2 protein-coding genes are annotated in these 1528 nt (G+C 68.1%); one reads left to right on the top strand and one right to left on the bottom strand.

Annotated features, from left to right (window positions below; all coding sequences use genetic code 11):
* Nucleotides 1–1135 (bottom strand): flavin-containing monooxygenase (locus C5O18_RS09395; RefSeq protein ID WP_105193365.1); only part of this gene is annotated, 1135 nt, incomplete at its 3' end.
* Between the two features lie 135 nt (nucleotides 1136–1270).
* Here C5O18_RS09395 and C5O18_RS09390 point away from each other — a divergent pair.
* A partial coding sequence (locus tag C5O18_RS09390) for a TetR/AcrR family transcriptional regulator (protein ID WP_146089333.1) occupies nucleotides 1271–1528 on the top strand: 258 nt, incomplete at its 3' end.

The following is a 1528-nucleotide window of genomic DNA, read 5'->3' as shown; positions in this document are numbered from 1 at the left end:
CCTCCGGGCTGCCGTTCCAGACTTCGGCCATGCTGCGGCCGTCGCGGTTGAACACGCGTTTCGCGATCGGCGGCTCGGCGATCTCGAAGCCGGTGCCGAGGATGATCACGTCGGCCTCGCAGGTGCTGCCGTCGCTGGCGACCAGGGTGTTGCCGCGCACTTCGCGCAGCCCGCTGGCGATCACGTCCACGTTCGGCTGCGCCAGCGCCGGATACCAGTCGCTGGACTGCAGCACGCGCTTGCAGCCGATCACGTAGTCCGGCGTGACCTTGCGCCGCAGCGCCGCGTCCCCGATGCCGAGGCGGATGTTGAGCCGGGCCAGGCGCTGGAACTGCTTCATGGCGGCCACGTTGCGCATGCCGCCGTTGAGCGTTTCGAAAATGCCGTAGACCGTGCCGCGCATGGCCAGCTGGGTCAGCGGCAGGCGCTCGAACAGGCGCCGCACCAGCGCCGGCAGGTGCTGGTCCATCTTCGGCAGCACCCAGTGCGGGGTGCGCTGGAACACGGTCAGCCATGCCACCCGGGGCTGGATCTCGGGCACGAACTGGATGGCCGAGGCGCCGGTGCCGATCACCGCCACGCGCTTGCCGGCGAGGTCGATGTCATGACGCCAGCGCGATGAATGGAAGACCTCGCCGGCGAAGCTGTCGAGGCCGGGCACATCCGGCAGCACCGGCTCGTGCATGGGGCCGCAGGCCATGATCACGAAACGCGCGCGGAAGCCGCCGTGCGGCGTGTCGATGTGCCAGCAGGCATCCGCGTCCGACCAGCGCGCGGCCAGCGCTTCGTGGTGCAGGCGCACGTGCGCCATGACGCCGTGGCGTTCGGCGGTGTCCTGCAGGTAGCGCTTGATCTCGGCCTGGCCGGCGAAGACGCGGCTCCAGCCCGGGTTGGGCGCGAAGGAATAGGAGTACAGCGCCGAGGGCACGTCGCAGGCGCAGCCGGGATAGGTGTTCTCGCGCCAGACGCCGCCCAGCTCGCCGGCCTTCTCCAGCAGCAGGAAATCGCTGATGCCGGCCTCGCGCAGCTTGATCGCGGCGGCGACACCGGCGAAGCCGCCGCCGAGCACGATGACCTCGTGCAGGTGCGCCACGGCCTCGTGCGGCTGCGCCGGCTCTGATGACGATGGGTTCATGACCTGTTGCTCCGTGATGGCGGGCCGGGTCGGGGTGACTGTCCGGCCAGTTACGGAACAAAATGTCATTTACGGAACGTGATGTCAATTTCTGCCGTGATCGTCATTTCCGGCGCGGTCGGCTACCATGGCGGCATGAGCGAAAAACACACCCTGTCGCGTGCCGAACGCAACCGGCTGCAGCTGCGCGCCGATATCGTCGAAGCCGCTTTCATCGAATTCTCCGAGCGTGGCTACCACCAGACCGCGATCGCCGACATCGCGCGTCGGCTGGGCATAGGTCACGGCACGTTCTACCGCTACTTCGAGAACAAGCGCGACATCCTGGACCATGTCATCAGCGACACCATGACCAGGCTCGCGGCCCTGCTGGCGGGGGAGAACGCGCCCACG

The organism is Amnimonas aquatica (assembly GCF_002943415.1).
In the GTDB taxonomy this organism is placed as follows: domain Bacteria; phylum Pseudomonadota; class Gammaproteobacteria; order Pseudomonadales; family Moraxellaceae; genus Perlucidibaca; species Perlucidibaca aquatica_A.
The sequence above is the reverse complement of the archived record's forward strand: the minus strand, read 5'-3'. Positions and strand labels throughout refer to the sequence as shown.